This window comes from Microbacterium sp. BK668 (genome assembly GCF_004362195.1).
Lineage (GTDB): Bacteria > Actinomycetota > Actinomycetes > Actinomycetales > Microbacteriaceae > Microbacterium.
In genome coordinates this window covers 2,194,080-2,212,776 of sequence record NZ_SNWG01000001.1, presented here as the reverse complement: position 1 = coordinate 2,212,776, position 18,697 = coordinate 2,194,080, and the positions used below count along the sequence as shown (strand labels likewise).

The window sequence follows — 18,697 nt, the reverse complement described above, 5'->3', positions numbered from 1 at the left end:
GTTGCGCAGACAGCATACCGTCCCCGCGCTCTTCCGCCACGGTCCGAACGAGGATCCCGTCAGCTCGTGCACGATCCCGACGACACGCGGTCGGCCAGCGTCGGCGCCGCGGCGGCGACGGGCTGCAGCTCCGCCATCGTCATGGCGTAGCCGCGCCGGTCGTCGCCCTCGCCGCGCGCGAAGACGACCCCCGCGACCACGCCGTCGGCCGTGAGCAGCGGGCCGCCCGAGTTGCCGGGTCGCACCGCGGCCTCGAGAGCGTAGATCTCGCGGGGGGCGCCGCCGCGGGAGTAGATGTCGGGGATGTCCACCGTGCCCACCGACAGCACGTCGGCGTTCACCTGCGTGAATGGCCCGCCGTACGGATAGCCCTGGACGACGGCGGCCGCCCCCGGCGCGAGCGTCGGCCCCAGCGGCAGCGGGGCCACGCCGAGGTCGTCGACCGCGACGACCGCGAGGTCCTTCGCCGCGTCGAACGCGACGATGCGGCCCTCGCGGGCCGACCTCCCGGGGATCTCGACGACGGGCGTGTCGACCCCCGCGACGACGTGGGCGTTCGTGACGACCCGGTCGGGCGCGACGACGAAGCCGGTGCCGGTGGAGCTCGTGCCGCACGCGTACGCCGTGCCCGAGACCCGGACGACGGATGCCGCGGCCAGCGCGAGCTCGGGATCGGCGAGGTCGACAGGCGGCTCCGTCGGGGGCGTGACGCCGACGAGCAGGTCGCCGAAGGTCGGCAGGGCGTCATCGAGCACGACCGACCGCAGCTGCGCGAGGGCTTCCGCGACGGGCGGCGGCGTGAGGCGGTCGATCGTCCTCAGCACCTGGGATGAGGCGATGGCCGGCGCCAGGATCGGCGCGCCGGTGGCGGACACGGCCGAGCCGACGACCGAGATCGCCAGCGCCGCCACGACGACGCTCGCGACCGCGCCGAGCACGCGGTCGAAGGCACGCAGCGGGGTGCGATCGACGCCGCGACGAACGGCCGCGCCGATGGCACCTCCGACCGCGCCGCCCAGGCCCAGGAGCAGGAGGACGAGCGCGACGACGACGAGCGGACGCCACTGCTGCCACGGCCATGCGTCATTGACGATCGGCGCGAGCCAGTAGGCCGCGATCCCGCCCGCGACGAGACCGACCAGCGTGCCGCCGCTCGCGACGAGGCCTCGTTGCGCGCCGACGAGGAGTGCGATCAGCAGCACGACGATCAGCACGATGTCGAGGACGATCACGGCGGGCCCTTTCCTCGTCGCGCGGCAGCGCCGCGCCGGTGACTCAGGCTACGTCGCGATCCTGAGCCGGTCCTGCGACCGACGCTCGCCGGCGGCGGTTTTGCCTTCTGGTCGGAATGACTCTAAGATGATCGACGTTAGTTAGAGTCAACATGACACGAACAGCCCCGACCCCCGCTCTCTCCGCGACGGACCCCGCCGCGGACGACGTCACGCGCGTCGCGGTGTCGACGGTGATCTTCAGCCTCCGGCGCGATCCCGAGCGCGACATCCCTTCGCTCGTCCTTCCGCTCGTGCGCCGCACCCGCGATCCCTACGAGGGCCTCTGGGCCCTGCCGGGCGGCTGGCTCGACATCCGGGAGAGCCTGGATGCCGCGGCATCCCGCACCCTCGCCGAGACGACCGGTCTCGCGCCGAGCTACCTCGAGCAGCTCTACGCTTTCGGCTCGGTCGAGCGCTCCACGAGCCGCGTCGTGTCGATCGTGTACTGGGCGCTGCTCCGGGCCGACGAGGTGGGCGCCGCCGACGCGCCCGAGAACGTGCGGTGGTTCGACGCGGCATCCCTCCCCCGTCTCGCCTTCGACCACAACGAGATCGTCGAGTACGCGCTGTGGCGCCTGCGCAACAAGGTGGGGTACAGCCGGATCGCGCACGGCCTCCTCGCCGATGAATTCACGCTCGCCGAGCTGCGCGAGGTGTACGAGTCGATCCTCGACCGGCGCCTCGACCCCGCGAACTTCCGCCGCCAGGTCGAGAACTCCGGAACGCTCCTGCCCACCGACCGCTTCCGCACGGGCAGCCACCGGCCCGCACGGCTCTATCGCTACAACCAGGACGTCGAGCTCGCCGACCGCGGCCCGCTCTCCGCCCGCACCTGAATCGAGTACGACATGCCCGCTGTCAACATCACGCTTCAGCCTCGCCCTGTCGACCCGTCGGTCGACCACGAGATCCAGGCGATCGTCGCCGGGATCTCCGCGGGCGAGACGTGCAACACCGACCTCGCCGCAGGGCCCTGGAACTTCGACACGCGTCCGGGCTACGGGCCGGGCGCCTCGATGGGCGACGTCATCCCGACCGGGTCTCCGCGTCAGGGCGAGCTCCCGCAGGAGTACCGGGATGCCTCCCCCGAGGAGCTCGACGCGCGGATCAGCGCCGCGAAATCGACGCTGGGCGACCGCGTCGTCGTGCTCGGCCACTTCTATCAGCGTGAAGAGGTCGTGCGGCACGCCGACTATGTCGGGGACTCGTTCCAGCTCGCGAACGCGGCGCTCGAGCACCCGGAGGCCGAGGCGATCGTCTTCTGCGGCGTGCACTTCATGGCCGAGACGGCGGACCTCCTCTCCCGTCCGGAGCAGGCCGTCATCCTGCCGAACCTCGCGGCCGGCTGCTCGATGGCCGACATGGCCGACATCGACCAGGTCGAGGAGTGCTGGGAGCAGCTCGAAGAGGTCTACGGCGACATGGACGCCCCCGACGCGCTCGGCCTCGTTCCCGTCATCCCCGTCACCTACATGAACTCCTCCGCGGCGATCAAGGGCTTCGTGGGTCGCCACGGCGGCATCGTGTGCACCTCGTCCAACGCCCGCACCGTGCTGGAGTGGGCGTTCCAGCGCGGGCGCCGCGTGCTCTTCTTCCCCGATCAGCACCTCGGCCGCAACACCGCGAAGGCCATGGGGGTGCCGCTCGAGCAGATGCCGATGTGGAACCCGAACAAGCCGCTCGGCGGGTCGTCGCCCGCGCAGCTCGCCGACGCCCGGGTCATCCTCTGGCACGGCTTCTGCTCGGTGCATCGGCGCTTCTCCGTCGACCAGATCGACAAGGCGCGCGCGGAGCACCCCGGCGTGCGGGTCATCGTGCACCCCGAGTGCCCGATGGCCGTCGTCGACGCCGCCGACGAGTCGGGCTCCACCGACTACATCCGCCGCGCCATCGAAGGAGCGACCGAGCCCACGACCTTCGCGATCGGCACGGAGGTCAACCTCGTGCAGCGCCTCGCCGCCGACAACCCGCAGCACACGATCTTCTGCCTCGACCCCGTCGTGTGCCCGTGCTCGACGATGTACCGCATCCACCCGGGTTACGTGGCATGGGTGCTCGAGGGCCTCGTGCGGGGCGAGGTGCTAAACCGCATCACCGTCCCCGCCGACGTCGCCGATCCCGCGCGTCTGGCACTGGAGCGCATGCTCGCCGCGAAGCCGCCGGCCGCCCCGGCCGCCGATTGGGAGAACGCCTCATGACCCGGGTGGCAGCGGCGCCGCATGCCGTCGTCGTCGGGAGCGGGATCGCCGGGCTCATCACGGCGCTGCACGCCGTCGACGGCGGCTGCCGTGTCACGCTCGTGACCAAGGACGTGCTCGAGCACGCCAACACGCGCTACGCGCAGGGCGGCATCGCGGGGGTCATGTTCTCCGACGACCGCGTGGAGGACCACATCCGCGACACCATGGCCGCCGGGGCGGGCCTCAACGATCGAGACGCCGTACGCGTGCTCGCCGAAGAGGGACCGTCGCGCATCCGCGAGCTGGTCGCGCTCGGCGTCGCCTTCGACCGCGATGCCGACGGCGAGTTCCTCAAGGGCCTGGAGGCGGCGCACTCGTATCCCCGCATCCTGCACTCGGGAGGGGATGCCACGGGAACCGCGATCGAGAAGGCTCTCGTCGCCCGGCTCCGCGCGAGCGCCGTTCACGTCATAGAGCACGCCTTCCTCGTCGACCTCGTCGTCCGCGACGGTCGCGCGCGCGGAGTGGACCTGCTCATCGGGGATGCTCCCGGCCGCGTGGGCAGGCGGGAGACGATCGACGCCGACGCCGTCGTGCTCGCGACGGGAGGGGCCGGGGAGCTCTACGCCCACACCACGAACCCGCCGGTCGCGACGGGCGACGGGATCGCCGCTGCGATCCGCGCCGGAGCCGACGTGAAGGACCTCGAGTTCTTCCAGTTCCACCCGACGGTGCTGGGAGGCTCCGCGGATCCCTCCGACACCGGCGCCGGCGACTCGTTCCTCGTCTCGGAGGCCGTGCGCGGCGAAGGCGCGACCCTGATCGACGAGCACGGACGGCGCTTCGCCTTCGACGCGCATCCGGACGCGGAGCTCGCGCCCCGGGATGTCGTCGCCCGGGCGATCGCGCACCAGATGGAACGGCAGGACGGTCGCGCTGTCCGCCTCGATGCGACGCACCTGCGGGGAACGTACGCGGAGCGCGCCGCGTTCCTGGCCCGGCGCTTTCCGACGATCGACGCGGCCGTGCGGGCGCGGGGCCTCGACTGGGCGCGAGAGCCCATCCCCGTGACGCCTGCGGCGCACTACCTCATGGGCGGCGTCACGACCGATCTCTTCGGCCGGACGTCGCTTCCCGGCCTGTACGCGGTGGGCGAGGTCGCGCGCACGGGCGTGCACGGGGCGAACCGCCTGGCGTCGAACTCCCTGCTCGAGGGCGCGGTCTTCGGCGCGCGCGCCGGCGATGTGATCGGGCAGGATGCCTCCGCCCGGTCGTGGCCGGTCCCGACGGCCCGGACGACGCCCGAGCCGCTCCCGATCCGCGAGCCTGTCGAGGGGTCGGACTCCACGCCCCCCTCCCCGCCGTTCTCCCGCCGAGCCCTCCAGCTCCTCCTGTGGGAGGAGGCCGGACTCGTCCGGGACGAGGCGGGTCTGACCTACGCGGGATCGGTCATCGCCGCCTGGCGGCGCGACGCGCGAACCCCCCGCACCGAGGCGGAGTTCGAGGACGAGAACCTGCTGGTCGTCGCCGAGCGCGTCGTCGGCGCAGCGCTCGCGCGGCGGGGCTCCGTGGGCGCGCACTTCCGGAGCGATTCGGCCGCGGCATCCGTCGACCGCGTACCCGAGTCCCTGCCGGCGGGAGCCGCGTGATGCTCACGCGCGCCGTGATCGACCGCGTCGTCGCCGCTGCTCTCGAGGAGGATGCGCCGTGGGGCGACCTGACGAGCGAGTATCTCATCCCCGAGAACGCCGTCGCCCGCGCCGACCTCTCCGCGCGCGAGGCGGGGGTCTTCAGCGGCGGGGAGGTCTTCGAGGCGGCGTTCCGCCTCACCGACCCGGGGGTGGAGGTCCGCCTGCTCGTCGAGGACGGGGAGTGGTTCGACGCGGGCGCGGTGCTCGCCGTGGTGTCGGGCCCCGCGCGATCGGTGCTGACGGCGGAGCGCATCGGGCTCAACTTCGTCCAGCGCATGTCGGGCATCGCGACCCTCACCGGACGCTACGTGGCGGAGGTGGCCCACACGGGCGCCCGCATCGTCGACACGCGCAAGACGACCCCGGGACTCCGGGCGTTCGAGCGGCACGCCGTCGTCAACGGGGGTGGTTACAACCATCGGCACTCCCTCTCCGACGCGGTCATGGCGAAGGACAACCATCTCGCCGTCCTGGCTCAGAAGAACGCCGGCGTGACGGACGCCCTGCGCGCCGCCATCTCGCGCCTTCCGCACACGACGCACGTCGAGGTCGAGGTCGATCGCCTCGACCAGATCGAGCCGGTCCTGGCCGCAGGGGTCGGCACGATCATGCTCGACAACTTCTCCCTCGACGACCTCCGACGCGGCGTCGAACGGGTCGCGGGACGCGCGAGGGTCGAGGCGTCCGGCGGCGTGAATCTCGACACCGTGCGCGCGATCGCCGAGACCGGCGTCGACGTCATCTCCGTCGGCGCGCTGACGCACTCGGCCCGCGCGCTCGATCTGGGTCTCGACGTGCGCCTCGAGCTCGGCGGGGACTGACACGTGTCGATGCTCTACTTCGACAACGCGGCGACCACGCCCGTTCGGCCCGAGGTGCTCGAGGCGATGATGCCGTTCCTCACACGCTGGTTCGGCAACGCATCCAGCCACCACACCGTCGGGGAGGCGGCGGCCGAGGCGCTCGCCGACGCTCGTCGGCGCGTCGCCCGCGTGCTCGGCCTGCGGGCGGGGGACGTCGTCTTCACGTCCGGCGGCACGGAAGCCGACAACCTCGCGGTCAAGGGCATCGCGCTCGCGGCACAGCAGCAGCGCGGCGCGCGGCACTTCGTCACGACGCCGATCGAGCACGAGGCGATCCTCGAGTCGGGCGAGTACCTCGCCCGGGTGCACGGCTTCGAGGTGACGCACGTGCCGGTCGACCGGTACGGGCGCGTGTCGGCGGATGCTGTCGCCTCAGCACTCCGAGACGACACCGCGCTCGTCAGCATCGGGTACGCCAACAACGAAGTGGGGACCGTCCAGGACGTCGCGGCGATCGCCGAGGTCGCGCGGCGGCGCGGCATCCCGTTCCACGTCGATGCCGTACAAGCGGCGGGCTGGCTGCCCCTGTCGGCCGCCGAGCTCGGGTTCGACGCCGTGTCGATAGCCGGGCACAAGCTCGGCGCGCCGAAGGGCACGGGAGCGCTCGGGGTGCGGGGACGCATCCCGCTGGAGCCCTTGCTGCACGGCGGCGGCCAGGAGCGCGGGCGGCGAAGCGGCACCGAGGACGTCGCCGGGGCCGTCGGGCTCGCGACGGCCCTCGACCTCGCCGAGGACGAGCGGCTCGAGTCGGCCGCGAGGGTCGGCGCGCTGCGCGATGCCTTCGTGGCACGGGTCCTCGCCGACGTGCCGAGCGCGCGGCTCACCGGCGATCCCGTCCACCGCCTGCCCGGGACCGCGAGCTTCACCTTCGAGGGGACCAGCGGCGAGGCGGTCCTCCTCGAACTCGAGCGCCGCGGCGTCGTGTCGTCGAGCGGATCCGCGTGCGCCGCAGGCAGCGACGAGCCGTCGCACGTCCTGCTCGCCATGGGCGTCGCGCCGGAGGTCGCGCAGACCGCTGTCCGCTTCACCTTCCCCCATACGCTCGAAGCGTCGCTGGACGTCGTGGCCGCCGCCGTGGAGGCATCCGTCGCCGCTGTACGATCGGGCGCGTGACCTTCCGGAGCGACCGCGCCGCGGTCACGATCATCGTGCCGGGATACGAGGTCGCCGCGTACGCGGACGAAGCACTCGACTCGCTGCGGGCGCAGTCCCGGGACGATTGGGCGGCGATCCTCGTCGACGACGCGTCGACCGACGGGACGACGGACATCTTCGCGGATGCCGCGGCCGCCGATCCGCGTTTCCGCCTCGTACGCCACGAGGAGCGCCGCGGTCTCGCGGCGGCGCGAAACACCGGGCTCGACCTCGTCGAGACGCCGCTCGTCGGGTTCCTCGACGCCGACGACCTGTACACCGCGACGGCACTGGAGCGACTCGTCGGGACACTGGACGAGACCGGCAGCGACTTCGCCGCGGGCGCGTACGTCCGGCTCCGGCCCGACGGCGAGAGGGGCTACGCGACCGGCGCCGTCCAGCCGTGGGTGGCCGCCGCGACCGACCCGGAGAGACGGGCGACGACCATCGACCGGCACCCCGCGGCATCCGCGAACATCGTCGCGTGGTCGAAGGTGAGCCGTGTCGAGTTCTGGCGTCGCACCGGCATCCGCTTCCCGGTCGGTCGGCTGTACGAGGACCAGGTGGTGGCTCAGCGCATGTACGCAGCGGCGCGGGCCTTCGACGTCGTGCCCGACGTCGTCGTGCACTGGCGGGAGCGGGCCGACGGCAGCTCCATCACGCAGGGCCGGGACGCGCTGCCCGTGCTCCGCGAGTATCTCGACGGGATGTGGGGCGGCATCGCCGAGCTCGATCGCGCGGGGCACCGCGCCGCCGTCCAGGAGCGCGTGCACCTCATCCTCGCGATGGATCTCCCGCCGCTCGTCCGCATTGCGCGGGATCACCCCGACGACGCCTATCGCCGCGCGCTCGGCGCGTTCACGCGCGACCTCTGGGCCCGCGGCGTCGCATCGGTCCGACTCGACGACGATGCCGAGCATCTCGCCGCCGCCGCGCGCCTGTGGTGAGCCGACGCCTTGGCCACGGCGAATTGCCAGTTCTTCGCGCAATTCGGCGTCGAGTTGCCACATCGAGTGGCAATTCGATCTATATCCGCACGCACGACGTCTCCTCCACAGCGGCGTGACCGAGCGTCGCTCCGCGCCTGCCTGTGTGTTCGGCAGGCGCGGATCACCCTGCACGAGAGGGTGAAGGGATGCCTCGTCGACCGTCGCCGCTTCCGCAACAGTTCCGTGGACGAGCGTTCGCCGTCACCGACGCTCGAGAGGCGGTCTCAGCGCGACGGCTGGCGGGGGAAGATCTCTGGAGTCCGACGCGGGGCGTGCGACTTCCGTCGTCGGCGCGCGACCTGAGGAGCCGGTGCATCGCGCACGCCCTGACGCTTCCGCCGACCGCGACGTTCAGCCACATCACGGCGTGTTCACCGCATGCACTGCCACTCCCCTTGACTATCGAACAGTCGTCGGCGATCCATGTGACTGTTCCGACGGGCGTGCGGGCCCCTCGTCGCGAGGACCTCGTCGGCCACCAGCGCCCCCTGCCGACGGAGGATGTCGTCGAGGTCGCCGGGCTCCGCTTCACCTCGCTCAGCCGTACGTTCTGCGATCTGGCTGAGATCCTGGATCTCACCGCGCTCGTCGCGGTCGGGGATCGCATGCTCTGGCGCTGGGCCCCGAAGCTCGATGTGTCTGACCTGGAGCGCGCGGTGAAGGCGATGGCGGGCCGCCGCGGCGCAAAGAGGGCGACCCGGGCTCTCGAGCTGCTCGACGACGGGGCGGAATCGCCGAAGGAGACGGAGCTGCGCCTCCTTCTCCTGGCGGCCGGCTTCGGGCCGTTCGCCTCGAACGTCGAGCTCTCGGATGCGGAGGGCGTCTTCGTGGCCCGCGTCGACCTCGCGCTCCCCCTGCTCCGGATCGCGATCGAGTACGAGGGCGATCATCACCGGGAGCCCGCCCAGTGGCGCAAGGACATCGCGCGCCGGCGCCGGATCGAGGCGCTCGGTTGGATCTACCTGCCTGTGACGCAGGCGGATCTGGACGATCCGCGCAGGCTGATCGCGGACCTCGCGTCGGCCATGGTGGTGCGTCGCTGACGCGAGTTGCCAGTCGATGCGGCAACTCGAGCTCGACTTGCGCGATCGAGTGGCAACTCGCGAATCGGCCGGGGGCAGGGCGGGTCAGCGGGCTCCAGCGTCGGGCCAGCGGTCGCGCGGCGCCTCTTCGAGCACGCGGACGGGCGCCGTGCGCGCGAGGGCCGCCTCGGCGGGCGTGTCCGGCGCGCGGTCCGCCCGGCGCTCGGGGTGGTCGGCGTGCGCTTCGGCCGCCTCGGTCTCCAAAATCTTCGACGCGGCGAGCTGCTGAGCCGCCAGCTCCGCGTAGAGCCCGTCGCGGGCGATGAGCTCGGCGTGCGTCCCCGACTCCACGATGCGCCCCGCGTCGACGACGTGGATGACGTCGGCCCCGATCACGGTCGAGAGCCGATGCGCGATCGACAGAGTCGTGCGGCCGCGGGCCGCGGCATCCAGCGCCTCCTGCACGACCCGCTCCGACACGGTGTCGAGGGCCGAGGTGGCCTCGTCGAGGAGCAGCACGGGCGGGTCCTTCAGCAGTACGCGCGCGATCGCGATCCGCTGCTTCTCGCCGCCGGACAATCGGTAGCCCCGCTCCCCCACGATCGTGTCGTAGCCGAGCTCGAACCTCTCGATGATGTGGTGGATGTTGGCGGCCCGGCACGCGGCCTCCAGCTCGGCGTCGGTCGCGTCGGGCTTGGCGTAGCGGAGGTTGTCGCGGATCGTCGCGTGGAAGAGGTACGTCTCCTGGGAGACGATCCCCACCTTGTCGATGATCGACTCCTGGGTGAGGTCTCGCACGTCGGCACCCGCGAACAGGACCGAGCCCGCGGATGCCTCGTACATCCGAGGCGTCAGGTAGAGGACCGTCGTCTTGCCCGCCCCCGACGGCCCGACGAAGGCGACGTGCTCGCCCGGGTCGGCCGTGAAGGAGATGCCGTCCAGCGTCGGACGCGCGTCGGGCGCGGCATCCGGGTAGCGGAACACCACGTCGCGGAACTCGATCCTGCCCACGGGCCCGGGGGCCCGGGCGACGGGCATCGCGCCCGGCCGGTCGCGGATCGCGGGCACGAGATCGAGGTACTCGAAGATGCGGGCGAACAGCGCCGCAGAGGTCTGCAGGTCGAGCGCGACCCGCATGAGTCCCATGAGCGGCATGAGCAGGCGCGCCTGCACCGTCGTGAACGCGACGATCGTGCCGGCTGTGATGGTCGAGTCGACGCTCCCCGTGATGAGGTAGCCCGCGACGAGGTAGATGACGGCAGGGACCGACGACATGATCACCTGCACGACGGCGAAGAAGCCCTGCCCGCTCATCGCGCGCCGCACCTGCAGGCGCACCTGGTTGCGGTTCTCGTCGTCGTAGCGCGCCGACTCGGTGCGCTGCCGGTTGAAGGACTTCGACAGCAGGATGCCCGAGACGCTCAGCGTCTCCTGCGTGATGGCGGAGAGCTCGGAGAGCGACTCCTGCGTCTCGCCCGCGATGCGCGCGCGCACCTGCCCGACCCGCCGCTGCACGAGCACGAGGAACGGCATGATCACGACGGCGATCAGCGTGAGCCGCCAATCGATGATGATCATCGCGATGAGCGACGCGATCACCGTCACGAGGTTGCCCAGGATGCTCGTCACGGTGTTGGTGAGCACCCCGGAGACCCCGCCGACGTCGTTCTGGAGACGGGATTGGATGACGCCGGTCTTCGTCCGCGTGTAGAACGCCAGCTCCATCGCCTGGAGGTGGTCGAAGAGCTTGACGCGGAGGTCGCCCGTGACGCTGTTGCCCACGGTCGCGGTGAAGTAGGTCTGCACCACGCCCAGAGCCGCCGACAGCAGGAACAGCGCGATCATGGCCAGGACGAGCCGGATGAGGAGCGGGATGTCGGGGGGCGCCCCGTCGACAGGGAACAGCGCGTCGTCGAAGATCCTCTGCACGAGGAGCGGAGGCACGACGGCGATCGCGGCGCCCGCCACGACGAGAAAGCCGGTGAACAGGAGCCGCCCGAGGTACGGCCGGAAGAGCGCGATGACGCGCCTGCCGAGATCCGGGATCCGCGGGGCCTCGGCGTTGAGCCGCTTCTGCGCCTCGATGTCGACGCCGCGGAAGGCGACGCCGCCGGAGGCCCCGCCCCCGTGGCCTCCTCCGCCGCGTCCCATGCTCATGCGCGAAAGCCTAATCAGCGCCACGGACGGTGCGGGTCGCCGGGACTACGCTGGTGGCATGACCTCGATCCCCGAGCAGCCCGTAGGCCCCGATCTCGACGAGCTCCGCAAGGACATCGACGAGCTGAAGAACCAGCCCGTCGAGGCGCTCATCGAGCCCGAGCCCGCCGAGCTGCTCGAGAACGAGCCGGAGCCCGAGCGCACGGACGCGATCGGCTCCGAGAAGTGGGACGAGCCGGGCGACGTGGAGCGCACCGAGGTCTGATCCCGCGCGGGGCTCAGCCGAGTCCGGTCACGAGGTTGATGACGGTCGCCAGGATCACGGCGCCGAACAGGTAGGCCAGCAGCGTCTGACCGAGCACGAGCTTGCGGATTCTGTTCGTGCGCACGTTCGTGTCGGCGACCTGGTACGTCATGCCCAGTCCGAACGCGAAGTAGGCGAAATCCGAGTACATCGGATCCTCCGCCTGGTTGAAGTCGATTCCCCCGACGGGATCCGAGTAGTACTCTGCTGCGATGCGCAACATGTAGTCCACCTGGATGAGGGCCCAGGATGCCGCGACGGCGAGCACTGCGATGAGCGCCAGGAGGTAGGACTCCGGCGGGGCGATCCTCCCCGTCTGCAGCAGCACGATCCCGACGGCGACAAGGCTCGCGCAGCTGCCCAGCACGGCGATGATCCGGGCGAGGGGACGGCCCGGATCCTCGCTCCGGGCGTGCGCCCTCGTCGCCGCGGCATCCATCGGCCACACGAGCACCAGGACCCACACGACGCTCGTGGCCGCGACGGCCCCCCAGCCGGCGAGGATCCCGGCCCACGCATCCAGTACGAGTCCCACCCAGACCCCGACCGCGATTCCCGCGGCGAGCGAGACGATCCCCCGCGCGAGGACCGTCGCATGGGCCGGGACCGTCGACATAACCGAATAGTTCCACCCCTGAGCGGGAATGCGATGTCGGACGCGGCGGTTATCGTCGTTCGTGCGCCACTGTCCGTGGTCGCCTTCCCCCCGCCTGACGCATCGAGGAGACGACCCTTGGCAGCCATCGAAACTTCACCGGGGACCGGCACGGTCCCCGCCGCCGCGCGCACCTCGACGGGCCTGCGTCCCGAGGAGAGCCGGGTCATCTGGCTTCTGCTGGCCGCCGCATTCGTCGCGATCCTCAACGAGACGACGATGGGCGTCGCGATCCCGCATCTCATCACCGATCTCGGGATCACCGCACTCCAGGCCCAGTGGCTCACGACGGCGTTCATGCTCACGATGGCGGTCGTCATCCCGATCACGGGCTTCCTGCTGCAGCGCTTCACGACGCGGCAGGTCTACATCGCGGCGATGAGCCTGTTCTCGCTCGGCACGCTCATCGCTCTGCTGTCGCCGGGATATCCGCTGCTCGTGGCCGCACGCGTCGTGCAGGCGTCGGGCACGGCGATCATGATGCCGCTGCTCATGACGACCCTCATGACGGTCGTCCCGCCTCATCAGCGCGGTCGCATGATGGGCCGGGTCAGCGTCGTCATCTCCCTCGCGCCGGCCATCGGGCCCACGCTCTCCGGGTTCCTGCTCGACACGCTCAGCTGGCGATGGATCTTCGGCATCGTCCTTCCGATCGCCCTCGTGGCGCTCGCGGTGGGCGCCCGTTGGATCCACAACCTCGGTGAGACGCGTCGCGCCCCCATCGACGTGCCGTCGGTCATCCTGTCGGCCTTCGGCTTCGGCGGCATCGTCTACGGGCTGAGCCAGATCGGCGGCTCGGTGTCCCACGGCGGCACCGCGGCCGAGGCGGCGGCGAGCACGGTCGCGACCGTCTCGCTCATCGTCGCGCTCTCCGTCGGCGTGATCGCGCTCGCGCTGTTCATCTGGCGGCAGCTGCGCCTGCAGAGGGCAGACAACGCGCTGCTCGACCTCCGCGTCTTCCGGTCGCTCAACTTCTCCCTGTCGATGGCGCAGATGGGTCTGCTCTCGATCGCCTTCTTCGGCGTCATCACGGTCACGCCGCTCTACCTGCAGAGCGTGCTCGGCGTCTCGGCCCTCGAGACGGGTCTGGTGGCTCTCCCGGGCGCCCTCATCATGGGGCTCACGGGCCCGATCATCGGCCGCGTCTACGACCGCTGGGGAACCCGCGTCCTGCTCGTGCCGGGCACCTTCCTGGCGAGCGGCCTGCTGTGGTTCTACACGACCTTCGACGAGAACACGTCGATCTGGACGGTCGCCGTCGCCCAGACCCTCCTGTCGCTGGGGCTCGCGATGTCGTTCACGCCGCTGTTCACCGCGTCGCTCGCCTCGCTGCAGCCGAGGTTCTACTCCTACGGCTCGGCGGTCGTCGGCACGGTCCAGCAGGTCGCGGGAGCAGCGGGCATCGCGCTCATGATCGCGATCCTGTCCGCGGTCGAGGCGGCACAGCTCGACGCCGGGGTCGCCGAGGCCGCGGCGGGCGCCGCGGGCGCACATGCCGCCTACCTCGTCGGCGCGATCGTCTCGCTTCCGCTTCTCGTCGGTGCGTTCTTGATCCGCAAGCCGGCAGATCAGCCCGCGGGCGCCGCTCCTGTCGCCCACTGACCGCGCGGGCGCTCCCGTCCCCCACTGACCGCCTGCTCCTGACGAGTCCGCGGCGTCCGCCTTTCCCGGCGGGCGCCGCGGTGCCATGCTGAGCGAGGCCTGCCGCGAGCCCGCGGCCGTGCGGAAGGAGCGCCCATGATCGTCACGCCGCCCCCCGTCGATGGTGCTGAGGGCCACGTCGCCGAGATGTACCGCAACGACCTGGCCTCGGACGGCTTCGTCTACAGCCACACCCGCCTCATGGCGATCAACCCGGAGGCCCATGACGCCTTCGAGGCGCTCGTGCAGGCGGTCGTTCCGTCGATCGGCGTGCGCAACTACGAGCTCGCGACACTCGCGGCGGCGCGAGCCATCCGGTCTCCGCACTGCCTCCTGGCCCACGGGCGGAAGGCGCTGCGCGCCGAGGCGCTCGACGAGGGCCAGCTGGAAAAGGTGGCCCGCGACTACGCCGACGCGGGGCTCAGCGAGGCGGACGTCGCCCTCATGCGATTCGCCGAGCGGCTGTCGACGGATGCCGCGTCCATGACGGACGCCGATGCGCAGACGCTCCGGGACGCGGGCTTCACCGACCGGCAGATCGTCGACATCGCCCTGGCAGCGGGGGCGCGCAACTTCTTCAGCCGCGTGCTTCAGGCGCTCGCAGTGCCCGTGGAGGATGTGCCGGGGCTGAGCCCGGCGCTGACGGAGGCGCTCCTCTCACCCCTCGACCGAGGCTGAGCGCGCGCCGGTCAGTCGATGCCGCACGAACCGCCGCCACAGCATGACGACGCGTCGGAGTTGAGAACGGTCAGCAGTCCCTTGTCGTCCGCGATCGGCTGCAGGGCGGGCGTCGGCAGGTTCGAGATGGCCATGCCGACGATCCTAACCCCGCCCGCGTCAGGCGGATCCTGCGGCCGTTAGGCCATCGCCGGCCTTCCCGCAAGCCCCCCGCGCTCGGCCGCGACGCTTCCTACCGTGAGTGAGCCGGTCGTTCCGCCGGCTTCGAGCGAAGGAGAATCCATGGCCGATCTCGGCGGCAAGCGCGTCGCATTCCTCGTCACGGACGGGTACGAAGACAGCGAGCTCACCTCCCCGTGGGAAGCGGTGAGGGGCGCCGGTGCGACAGCCACCCTCGTCTCTCCCGCGGACGGCTCGATAACGGGCAAGAACGGGCACGAGCAGCGGGTGGACCTGGCGGTCCGCGACGCAGACCCGGCGCAGTTCGATGCGCTGGTCCTCCCCGGCGGAGTCGTCAACGCCGATGCGATCCGCATGGACGAGCCCTCCATCGCGTTCGCACGCAGCTTCTTCGAGCAGCACAAGCCGGTCGGGGTCATCTGCCACGGGCCCTGGCTGCTCATCGAAGCGGGCGTCGTCGACGGGCGGACGATCACGAGCTGGCCGAGCCTCAAGACCGACCTCACGAACGCGGGCGCCGACTGGGTGGATGAGGAGGTCGTCGTCGACGACGGCCTCGTCTCCAGTCGCAAGCCGGACGACCTCCCCGCATTCAACGCGAAGGTCATCGAAGAGATCGGCGAGGGCGAGCACGAGGGTCAGACGGCCTGAGCCGCCGCATACGCGGAGGCGGGGTCGGCAGCGCTGCCCCGCCTTCGTCATCTCCGCCTACACTCGGCCCGTGACGGACTTCCCGACGGCTCGGTGGTGCCGCAGCAGGTCCCACGGCGCGGTCTGCACGCGGCCCCGCGGGTCACGCGGGCCTGCACAACCGCACGGGGACGAGCCGGATGTGGTCCGATCGGGACGCCGACCCGCCGGGCTGCCCGGGCTCGGGAAGGCCCGCCGCGCCGGCGCCCGTTCTGCCGAGCGGGTTCCCCGACGGTCGCGCCGTGTGCGACGCCTGCCTCGATTTCGTCGCGGTGACGGATGCCGGAGCCCTCGCCCCGCACGACGCCTTCCGCGGAGCATCCTCCGCACAGGAGGCCCGCGAGCGTGCGGACTGGTTCAACACCTTCGGCTGGACGCGGTGACCGCGGCCGTCAGAGTTCGACGCCGGCGGTCTGACAGGTCGGGCAGTACTCGGCCGTCGTACCTCCGAACCTGAAGTCGCGGATCGTGTCGCCGCAGACGGGACACGTCTCCCCTGCACGGCCGTGCACCCGCATCGCCGCGACTTTCGCGGCCTTCAGCTGGTCGATCGGGATGCCCCGGCGCGCCGCGATCGCCCCCCGCACCGTCTCGACGGTCTCCGTGAAGACGCGGTCGAGTGCGTCGTCGTCGAGTGTCGCGGCGTGCGCGACCGGCGAGACCTTCGCGGCGTGGAGGATCTCGTCGGAGTAGGCGTTGCCGATGCCGGACAGGGACTCCTGCTCCTGCAGGATCGCCTTGATCTGCTTCCGGCGTCCCCGCACAGCCCTGTCGAAGGCATCGCGACCGAAGTCGGGGCTCGCCGGATCGGGACCGAGCTTCGCGACCGCGGCGACGTCGGTCGGAGAGTCCACGACCGAGAGGCCCAGGCTCACCCAGTCTCCGGCGTCGGTCGCCTCGATCACCGCCCCGTCGTCCAGGGCGAGGGTCGCAAGCGCCGGCGGCGCCTCGGGATCGGTCCCGGCCGACTCGCCGCGCTCGCGCAGGCGTATCCAGCCGTGACGCCCGAGCGTCACGAGCAGGTGCTGATCGCCGAGGCGCAGGTCGACGTGCTTCCCGAACCGCTCGGCCCCCGTGACCTGGGCGCCTCGCAGGGTCTCCGGTGAGCGTCCGCGGGTCTTGACGCTGCGGAACTCGATGACGTCGACGTCCTCCACCGTGCGGCCGACCAGCCGATCCGCGAGGAACTCGGCCAGGACCTGCACCTCTGGAGACTCCGGCATGGCGATATCCTCCCACCGCGCGCCGACATCGACCGGAGGGATCACTCCACGTGGGGGGTCACCGTTGCGAGGGTCTGGCCCCGGGAGACCTGATCGCCCACCTGCACATGGAGGTCGACGGTGCCGGCGACCGCGGCGCGCACGACGTGCTCCATCTTCATGGCCTCGACCACGACGACGGCCTCCCCCGCCTCGACGCGCGCCCCCTGATGAACCGGGACCGCCACGACGGCCCCGGGCATCGGCGAGTCGAGGTGGGGCTGATCGTCGGCGCTGTCATCCGCGCCGTGATCGGCATCCACCACCCTCACCCGGAACGTCGCCCCGTCGCGTGTGAACTCGACCTCGTCGGGGAGCGCGAAGGCGGGGAATGACCGTGCCACGCCGTCGAGCACGACCTGCGCACGCTCGCCGAGGCGCACGCTCGCGCGCTGCGCGGCCCCGTCGTCCACGCGCACCGAGAGCGACTCCCCGGTGCCGCAGATCCGGGCGACCGCGGTGCGACCGCCCTCCTCGCGCAGCCGGTAGACGCGGGGCGCCGGCTGTCCGAGCCGCCAGCCGTCTCGTCGTCGCCACGGATCGGTCGCCTCGTCCGAACGGGCGACGGCGTCGAGCAGCAGCGCCGCCTCGGCCCACGTCGCGTCTTGCGTCTCGGCGAACGCGAGGCCCTCGAGCTCGCGCGCGATGAGGCCCGTGTCGAGATCGCCCGCGGCGACCGCCGGAAGCTCGAGCAGCAGGCGCAGGAACTCCACGTTCGTCGTCACACCGAAGACGGCCGTCTCATCCAGCGCGCGCACGAGTCGCCGCCGCGCCTCGTCGCGGTCAGGCCCCCACGCGATGATCTTCGCGAGCATCGGGTCGTAGTCGCTCGAGACGTCGAGACCGTCCTCCAGCGCGGTGTCGACCCGGATGCCGTCGCCGGAGGGATGCCGGGCAGAGGCGACGCGCCCACCCGTCGGCAGGAATCCCGCTCGCGGATCCTCCGCGTAGACGCGGGCCTCGATGCTGTGGCCGCTCAGCCTCACATCGTCCTGGCCGAGGGCGAGCCCCTCGCCCGACGCGATCCGCAGCTGCTGCTCGACGAGGTCGACCCCGGTCACCTGCTCCGTCACGGGATGCTCGACCTGCAGCCGCGTGTTCATCTCCATGAAGAAGAACTCCTCGGGACGATCGGCCGAGACGATGAACTCGACGGTTCCGGCTCCGAGGTAGCCGACCGACCGCGCCGTCTCGCACGCGGCCTCGCCGATGCGCGCGCGGGTCGCGGCATCCAGAAGCGGCGACGGCGCCTCTTCGATGACCTTCTGATGCCGGCGCTGCAGCGAGCACTCGCGCTCGCCGAGGTGGATGACCGAGCCGTGCGCGTCGGCCAGCACCTGCACCTCGATGTGACGCGGGTTCTGCACGTACCGCTCGAGGAAGAGCGTGTCGTCGCCGAAGCTCGCTGCCGCCTCGCGGCGGGCGGACGCCAGGGCGCCGGCGAGTCCGTCGGCGCCGGTGACGACGTGCATGCCCTTGCCTCCTCCGCCCGCCGACGGCTTGATGAGGAGGGGGTAGCCGACGTCGGAGGATGCCGCGATCAGCTCGTCGTCGGTCAGACCGGCGCGCGCGATGCCGGGCACGGTGGGCACGCCGCGCTCTTGGACGGCGAGCTTCGCCGTGATCTTGTCGCCCATGACCGCGATCGCGTCGGGGCGGGGCCCGATGAACACGATGCCGGCGTCCTCGCAGGCTCGCGCGAAGGCGGCGTTCTCGGCGAGGAACCCGTAGCCCGGGTGGATCGCCTGCGCACCGGTGCGGCGAGCGGCGGCGATGACCCTGCCCGTGTCGAGGTAGCTCTGCGCCGCCATCGCGGGACCGAGGCGGACGGCTTCGTCGGCGAGGTGCACGTGACGGGCCGAGGCATCCGCGTCGGAGTACACCGCGATGGAGCGGATTCCGAGGCGGCGCAGCGTGGCGATGATGCGGCAGGCGATCTCGCCGCGGTTGGCGATGAGCACGGAGTCGAACATCGTG

18 protein-coding genes are annotated in these 18,697 nt (G+C 71.5%); 12 read left to right on the top strand and 6 right to left on the bottom strand.

Going from position 1 to position 18,697, the window contains the following annotated elements:
- Window positions 1-59: 59 nt before the first annotated feature.
- A complete protein-coding gene (locus tag EV279_RS09835) occupies window positions 60-1,232 on the bottom strand; it encodes a MarP family serine protease (RefSeq protein ID WP_133543027.1) in 1,173 nt (390 codons plus the stop codon).
- A 224-nt stretch (window positions 1,233-1,456) separates the two neighbouring features.
- Between EV279_RS09835 and EV279_RS09830 the strand changes: the two genes are divergently transcribed.
- From EV279_RS09830 to EV279_RS09800, 7 genes are all read left to right on the top strand, one after another.
- Window positions 1,457-2,110, top strand: coding sequence for an NUDIX domain-containing protein (locus EV279_RS09830; RefSeq protein ID WP_133544833.1), 654 nt, complete (start codon window positions 1,457-1,459; stop codon window positions 2,108-2,110).
- A 12-nt stretch (window positions 2,111-2,122) separates the two neighbouring features.
- Window positions 2,123-3,472: a quinolinate synthase NadA gene (gene nadA / locus EV279_RS09825; RefSeq protein ID WP_133543025.1), complete on the top strand. Its 1,350-nt coding sequence runs from the start codon at window positions 2,123-2,125 to the stop codon at window positions 3,470-3,472.
- Complete coding sequence (gene nadB / locus EV279_RS09820; protein WP_133543023.1) at window positions 3,469-5,103, top strand: L-aspartate oxidase; 1,635 nt, start codon at window positions 3,469-3,471, stop codon at window positions 5,101-5,103. Before nadA ends, nadB begins: the two co-directional genes overlap by 4 nt.
- Window positions 5,103-5,966 (top strand): carboxylating nicotinate-nucleotide diphosphorylase, encoded by an 864-nt coding sequence (nadC, locus tag EV279_RS09815; protein ID WP_133543021.1) that lies wholly within the window; start codon window positions 5,103-5,105, stop codon window positions 5,964-5,966. The genes nadB and nadC overlap by 1 nt, the downstream gene beginning before the upstream one ends.
- Window positions 5,967-5,975: 9 nt before the next feature.
- Window positions 5,976-7,121 carry a cysteine desulfurase family protein gene (locus tag EV279_RS09810; protein ID WP_133544831.1) on the top strand — a complete coding sequence of 382 codons (1,146 nt, stop codon included), beginning with the start codon at window positions 5,976-5,978 and terminating at the stop codon, window positions 7,119-7,121.
- Window positions 7,118-8,089: a glycosyltransferase family 2 protein gene (locus EV279_RS09805; RefSeq protein ID WP_133543019.1), complete on the top strand. Its 972-nt coding sequence runs from the start codon at window positions 7,118-7,120 to the stop codon at window positions 8,087-8,089. Before EV279_RS09810 ends, EV279_RS09805 begins: the two co-directional genes overlap by 4 nt.
- A gap of 467 nt (window positions 8,090-8,556) precedes the next feature.
- Window positions 8,557-9,174 (top strand): hypothetical protein, encoded by a 618-nt coding sequence (locus tag EV279_RS09800; protein WP_133543017.1) that lies wholly within the window; start codon window positions 8,557-8,559, stop codon window positions 9,172-9,174.
- 84 nt (window positions 9,175-9,258) lie between these two features.
- On the opposite strand, the gene EV279_RS09795 is transcribed toward EV279_RS09800, so the two are convergent.
- On the bottom strand, window positions 9,259-11,304 hold the full coding sequence (locus EV279_RS09795; protein WP_133544829.1) for an ABC transporter ATP-binding protein: 2,046 nt from the start codon (window positions 11,302-11,304) through the stop codon (window positions 9,259-9,261).
- Between the two features lie 64 nt (window positions 11,305-11,368).
- Between EV279_RS09795 and EV279_RS09790 the strand changes: the two genes are divergently transcribed.
- Window positions 11,369-11,575 carry a hypothetical protein gene (locus EV279_RS09790; protein ID WP_133543015.1) on the top strand — a complete coding sequence of 69 codons (207 nt, stop codon included), beginning with the start codon at window positions 11,369-11,371 and terminating at the stop codon, window positions 11,573-11,575.
- A gap of 13 nt (window positions 11,576-11,588) precedes the next feature.
- Here the strand turns inward: EV279_RS09790 and EV279_RS09785 are convergent, their stop codons facing one another.
- Window positions 11,589-12,230, bottom strand: coding sequence for a DUF1345 domain-containing protein (locus EV279_RS09785; protein ID WP_133543013.1), 642 nt, complete (start codon window positions 12,228-12,230; stop codon window positions 11,589-11,591).
- 117 nt (window positions 12,231-12,347) lie between these two features.
- Between EV279_RS09785 and EV279_RS09780 the strand changes: the two genes are divergently transcribed.
- Window positions 12,348-13,871: a DHA2 family efflux MFS transporter permease subunit gene (locus EV279_RS09780; protein WP_243728515.1), complete on the top strand. Its 1,524-nt coding sequence runs from the start codon at window positions 12,348-12,350 to the stop codon at window positions 13,869-13,871.
- 135 nt (window positions 13,872-14,006) lie between these two features.
- Window positions 14,007-14,588: a carboxymuconolactone decarboxylase family protein gene (locus EV279_RS09775; RefSeq protein ID WP_133543009.1), complete on the top strand. Its 582-nt coding sequence runs from the start codon at window positions 14,007-14,009 to the stop codon at window positions 14,586-14,588.
- A gap of 11 nt (window positions 14,589-14,599) precedes the next feature.
- Here the strand turns inward: EV279_RS09775 and EV279_RS17140 are convergent, their stop codons facing one another.
- Complete coding sequence (locus EV279_RS17140; protein WP_279526921.1) at window positions 14,600-14,722, bottom strand: hypothetical protein; 123 nt, start codon at window positions 14,720-14,722, stop codon at window positions 14,600-14,602.
- A 148-nt stretch (window positions 14,723-14,870) separates the two neighbouring features.
- On the opposite strand from EV279_RS17140, the gene EV279_RS09770 reads away from it, so the two are divergent.
- Both EV279_RS09770 and EV279_RS09765 read left to right on the top strand, forming a co-directional pair.
- Complete coding sequence (locus EV279_RS09770; RefSeq protein ID WP_133543007.1) at window positions 14,871-15,419, top strand: type 1 glutamine amidotransferase domain-containing protein; 549 nt, start codon at window positions 14,871-14,873, stop codon at window positions 15,417-15,419.
- Between the two features lie 179 nt (window positions 15,420-15,598).
- Window positions 15,599-15,841 carry a hypothetical protein gene (locus EV279_RS09765; protein ID WP_133543005.1) on the top strand — a complete coding sequence of 81 codons (243 nt, stop codon included), beginning with the start codon at window positions 15,599-15,601 and terminating at the stop codon, window positions 15,839-15,841.
- A 9-nt stretch (window positions 15,842-15,850) separates the two neighbouring features.
- On the opposite strand, the gene EV279_RS09760 is transcribed toward EV279_RS09765, so the two are convergent.
- Both EV279_RS09760 and EV279_RS09755 read right to left on the bottom strand, forming a co-directional pair.
- Complete coding sequence (locus EV279_RS09760; RefSeq protein ID WP_133543003.1) at window positions 15,851-16,681, bottom strand: DNA-formamidopyrimidine glycosylase family protein; 831 nt, start codon at window positions 16,679-16,681, stop codon at window positions 15,851-15,853.
- A gap of 41 nt (window positions 16,682-16,722) precedes the next feature.
- Entirely contained in the window at window positions 16,723-18,693 is a 1,971-nt protein-coding gene (locus EV279_RS09755) for a biotin carboxylase N-terminal domain-containing protein (protein WP_133543001.1), read from the bottom strand.
- Window positions 18,694-18,697 lie beyond the last annotated feature (4 nt).